General features: G+C 55.7%; 4 protein-coding genes. 1 reads left to right on the plus strand and 3 read right to left on the minus strand.

Annotation, left to right across the window (positions count from 1 at the left end):
- Window positions 1-13: 13 nt before the first annotated feature.
- Together TH606_RS10940 and TH606_RS10945 are read right to left on the minus strand one after the other, a co-directional pair.
- The gene (locus TH606_RS10940) at window positions 14-355 is read right to left on the minus strand and encodes a hypothetical protein (protein ID WP_068544000.1); all 342 of its coding nucleotides are present in this window, start codon (window positions 353-355) and stop codon (window positions 14-16) included.
- Window positions 348-890 carry a DUF4402 domain-containing protein gene (locus tag TH606_RS10945; RefSeq protein WP_068544003.1) on the minus strand — a complete coding sequence of 181 codons (543 nt, stop codon included), beginning with the start codon at window positions 888-890 and terminating at the stop codon, window positions 348-350. Before TH606_RS10945 ends, TH606_RS10940 begins: the two co-directional genes overlap by 8 nt.
- A gap of 78 nt (window positions 891-968) precedes the next feature.
- Between TH606_RS10945 and TH606_RS10950 the strand changes: the two genes are divergently transcribed.
- Window positions 969-2,879 (plus strand): type IV secretion system DNA-binding domain-containing protein, encoded by a 1,911-nt coding sequence (locus TH606_RS10950; RefSeq protein WP_068544006.1) that lies wholly within the window; start codon window positions 969-971, stop codon window positions 2,877-2,879.
- Window positions 2,880-2,897: 18 nt separating this feature from the next.
- On the opposite strand, the gene TH606_RS10955 is transcribed toward TH606_RS10950, so the two are convergent.
- The gene (locus TH606_RS10955; protein ID WP_197460576.1) at window positions 2,898-4,874 is read right to left on the minus strand and encodes a hypothetical protein; all 1,977 of its coding nucleotides are present in this window, start codon (window positions 4,872-4,874) and stop codon (window positions 2,898-2,900) included.
- Window positions 4,875-5,016 lie beyond the last annotated feature (142 nt).

A 5,016-nucleotide genomic window follows, 5' to 3' on the forward strand; every position in this document is an offset into this window, starting at 1 on the left:
GAGGGATGGAGGATCAGTCACATTGCAACTTGAAGGAGACGCAGAGAACACTTCGAACGATTCCGTTTCGATTTTTTTCGGCCTTCGGTTCGGAGGTATAGCAGACCTTCACGCGGTGAGTTCCGGTCTTTTCGCATGCGAGTAGTACACGTCGATTTCCGTGCAGGACGAAGGTCTTCGGAAAGGCCTTGAGGCCTTCGTCCGGACGGACGTTGACCAGCTCGTCGTTGCCCTTCAAGCGTAGCTCACACACCGTCCCTTTGTGGCAACCGTGTGGCGGTGGAGAGATCTCAAGAGCGATTCCGTTCGCCGCCATCGTCAGAAGAATTACGAGTCCCAGGATCACCTTATTCATAGTTCACCTCGATGGTGACCGTACCGGAATAAGTTCCGGGGAAGGGGTAGTAGGCGGAAGCCAGGTTCTTCTGGAGAAGAGAGGGGAAGACGGCCACGTAAACGGTACCAGCGTCAGGGATGGTGATACCGGAGTCGCAATCCACGCCGTCGGTTGGAGAGGCGGGCATGGCGTCGGCGGAAACCCTACACACCACGGTGAGATCAAAATGATACCCCGAGGCCTCTTCCACGACGTCCACGGAACCGTCTCTCGATCCGGTGGACTGGACGGTGATGGAGACCGAAGCGCCGGCGGCACCGGAGACCTCGAACTGGGCAGGAGTGTAACTTCCGGTCGTGGAGAAATCCACGGTCTCTCCGGAGTCGGCGACCACGGCGGAGAAGCTCAGATCGGAGACCTTGTTCACAGTGATGCTTGAAGAGGAGTAGAGGGTACCGGTGACGTTTGCGGTTGCCGTTTCAGCCGAAGCGAGACCTTGAAGCAGGGCTACCATGGCCAACCAAACGACCGAAAACAAAAGAACCTTTCTCATAGCAACCTCCTTTTGAGTTTTTTCTGGAGGGGACAACGAAACCTGATTTCGTTGTTCTTTTCAAAAAAGGAGGCAGACATGGAGCGCATCAAGAGAAAGCCGGGTGGTTGGGCAGGTTTTGAGGACTATTCCGCCAGGGCCAGGATGACCGGGAAGGCGATGATTTTTACGGCCCTGGTGGGCCTGGTCATTTGGATCGCACTTGCGGCCGGTGTAACCCTCTTGAAGTACAGACTTGATCCGTGGACCATCCCTTCGTGGGCCTGGGCGAGGATCCGGATTTTGGCCTACCAGGGGGCAATGCTTTCGCACACCGAGAAATGGCTTCCGCCCCTCATCACGGGTGCCGTTAGGCTTTACTATTGCGAGCCCCTTTACGAAGAAGGACGCTTCAAAAAGTTTGGGGATTGCGGATACGTAGTCGACTGGCCGGAGGGCTTTTTGAGGCCTGTCGACGGGCACGCCTTTATCGATTGGTACGGGCTCCTCATGTTGAAGACTTATGGGCTTGCGCTCGCATGGACGATGCCGGTTCCTCTGGTCGCACTTTTTTTAACCTGGAGATTTTACAAAAGACGTGCAGCGGAGATCAACAAGGAAGAAATCGTCCGCGGTCGGAAGCTGGTCGCCCCCGGGGACCTTCCCAGAAAATATAGAAAGCGCAAGAACAGGCTGGTCCTTGCCGAGGGCGTAAGCCTTCCGTTCGAGGACGAGACCACGCACGTAGGCATCTTCGGCCGCCCCGGAACGGGTAAGACCACCCTTATCTGTCAGCAGCTTGCAAATCTACGGGACGAAAAGGTGGTGATCTACGGCTACAAGGGAGACTTCCTACGGAAATTTTACGATCCCTCAAGGGACACAATCTTCAACCCCCTGGATGTTCGAAGTGCGGGCTGGACGATATTCAACGACCTCGAAACGGAGACCGACGTGGCGGCGTTTGCGGGGGCCCTCATCCCCGATCGACCGGCGGGAGGGGATCTTTTCTGGGTAAACGCGGCGAGGCTTCTTGTAAGAAGCGCAATACTCATCGCGAAACTCGAAGGCAACCCGACGAACAGGCGTCTCTTTGAGATTCTTACGCTCTCCCCTGAGGGGCTAATCGAACTGCTATCAGGGTGGCAAAACAGGCTGAGGGAGGCCGCGATGGCCCTTCAGGTCCTGGGAGGAGACAAGGCTCCGAAGCAGGCGGCGGCGGTGATGGGCACGATGATAATCTACATCCAGGGTCTCAAGTATCTTGAGGACGGCCCTTTTTCCTTTCGCGAGTGGATCCGGGATCCGGAAAGGAAGAACTGGCTCTTCCTCGAAAACGGCCCTGAGCAGGAAGCGCTCTACCGGTCTTTTCTGGCCGTGGTGGTGGACATCCTGGCGAGGGAGACACTTTCGCTCCCGGACAAGCTGGACCGAAGGATCTTTTATTTCTTCGATGAGCTCGGAACGATGCAAAAAATCCCGACCCTAATCAAACTCCTCACTTTGGGACGCTCGAAGGGCGCCTCCGTGGTAATAGGAAACCAGGATCTCGGCCGCCTGAGAGAGGAATACGGCGATAAACTAATCAACTCACTATACAACGCCCTCGGGGCCCTGGTTACCCTCAAGGTGGAGGACGATTTTACCTGTAACTTCATCGCCAGAAATTTTGGAAAAGTTGAGATTGTGGAGCCCCGGGTCCAGCACACCATGAGTCCCGAGGATTTTCGGGATTCGATCTCTTTCACTAGGGAGATTAAGGAGCGGTATCTGGTTCTCCCCTCCGAGATAGCAGCCCTTGAGAAATTTGAATGCTTCATTCGCCTGCCCGATGGGTCGGCCACCAGGTCCAAGGTGGCGAAGAAATGGTTCAAGGACGTGATGCCGGAGGAGGAAATCTTTGTAAGGCGAGAGGACATACTTCTCACCCGGGCGGCGGAAGAGGAGCCCTCTTCCGGAGACGACACGCCGGCGGAAGCGGAGGCCATGGACCTTGAGGAGAAGGCGTAGAGGGAACGAGGGCCGAGTCTACTCTGCTACCTTGCAGGTGCAGTCCTCCGGGACAGGGATTGTCCACTCGTGCATGAAGATCGGGGCCTTACGCTTGAAGGTTTTTCCGTCGGAGCAGGTACAGTGCAGGAGGACCTCTCCCCATTCCTTTTCCGAACGTCCGGAGACCTGCTTCACGGGCTCGAAGACCGGATGCAGCACGTTACAGGCATGGAAGAAGGTGTGTATGGTGTAGGTTTTTTGCTGTGGGACGTAGAGCTTTCCCTCTTGTAACCCCTCTTCCATCTCTACGATGTAGGTTTCATCGGGTTTGAGAGGGATGAAGGCCTTTTCCTTAACGGTACGGCAGAAGAGGACTCTTCCGGTCCAAGACTTAACCGTTACGGTGAAGGCAGGGATGTCTGCGGCTATCTCCAGGCATCCCTTTCCCTCGAAGGGTTTTTCGAAGTAGGTCCCCCGGGATCTCCGGAAGGAGCCCCGGATCCCGGCGAAGAGAAGGTAGTTTCTGTTTGGGGAGTAGTTTCCTTTGACGAAGAAGGTGAAGCCCTTTTTCTCGGTCAGATCGAGCCCCAGGGACCAGGTATCGGCCGACTGTTCGAGGTTTCTTTCGTAGCCCAGGGAGAGGCGGCCCCAGCCTTTGGCGATCCTTTCGAGTTCGAGGGAGGCGGTTCGGTCCTGTTCCAGGCGGGCCGAGAGATCCCAGTTACGGGAAAGGCGTATTCTGGAAAAGAGGCGCACCCGGGGCCCTTTCTCGGTGTAGGAGGCGGAAGAGGTTTTGACCGCCGGCGGCAAGAGCAGGGAAAGGTTCAGGAAGGCATATCGTTTCCGAAATTTTCCGGAAAGGGTAGTCCCCAGGGCGGTTTCTCTCTCCGTGGCCCTGAGATAGATATTTTTGCCGCCGAGGGCGAGACGCTTATCCACTTCGTATCTCAGAAGGTCCTCTCCTTTTTCTATTCTGACCAGGAAGGTGTCTCCGGATAGGGTGATGTTACCGAAAGGGCTCCGGTCTCTTTTTCCGTACCAGAGTTCCAGGATCCGGCTCCCGAGACTTGCCACGAGCCCGGAGCGTTCCGTTTCGTCCCTACGTTCGTACCAGAAGGAAAACCGGGGAGTGATTCCATAGCCGGCGCGTACGTACGGGGCCCCTTCCTTCGTATCCATCCCCAGGAAGAGGTCCTTTTGACCCTTGGACAGTGTCCGGTCGCGTTTTTCGTAGCGGTAGGTCTTTCGCGATATTCCTTCCGGACAGTAGAAGATCACTTCGTACCGGTTCGAGGTGGAGATTACGGGGACCTTGAGGTAGTAGAGGTCTTTGTCGATTTTCACGGTGCGGTAATGAAGGCCGTTGACGAAGACGTCGGCGGTACAACCCGCGTGGGAGAGGATTTTGAGTTCCGTGTCGTTTTTCTTACTTTCCGAGAATTTCAGGGCCAGGCCCTGGAAGAAGAGGTCTTCGTCGATGATCCTTCCCGCCTTGAGGGAGAGCCGGCCCTTTCTTGCAAGGAGGGAGAAGGAGATCTTTGAGGGTTCACTTTCGAGGAACACCTCGCCTTCGGCATCAAGCGGCCGTTTAAGACCCATTTCCGCAAGAACGGTGGCGGTAGTCCTTGAAAAGGTAAATTCGGTTCTTTCGTCCTTCAGATATTGAAAATTTCCGGAGTAGGTGAGGCCCTTGAAGTCGAAGTTTGTATCGTCCGCGTAAGGGCCTTCGGGTGGTTCCGAGGAGAGTTCGGATCCCTTTCCGAAGCGACAGCCGTAGACGTAAAGGACCAGTTCCTTGCGATCCTCTCTCACCTTGCAGATCTTCCGGAGATCCCGGAGGCTCAGGTCGTCCGAGGGGATGTTGAGAGCCTTTCCGATCCCGTAGATCTTTCCGCTTTCGGGATCGAATTCGCATACCGTGGACTTTCCTTCGTATCTCACTTCGACGAGCCCTCTTTCCGCGAGGGCCGGGGCCCCAAGGAGCGTCAGGAGCACGAACACACAGACCAGCATCGATCGCATGGTCTCTCCCTTTTTCGTTGTCTTTTCTGGGAAAAACGAAAAGGGGGAACGAGATGAGACAGCTCACAATAGCGGTATTGATTCTGGTATTTTTGGTTCGGCCGGCGGCGGGGTTTTTGAGTCATGAGACGGA

The organism is Thermodesulfatator autotrophicus, assembly GCF_001642325.1.
Taxonomy (GTDB): Bacteria; Desulfobacterota; Thermodesulfobacteria; order Thermodesulfobacteriales; family Thermodesulfatatoraceae; genus Thermodesulfatator; species Thermodesulfatator autotrophicus.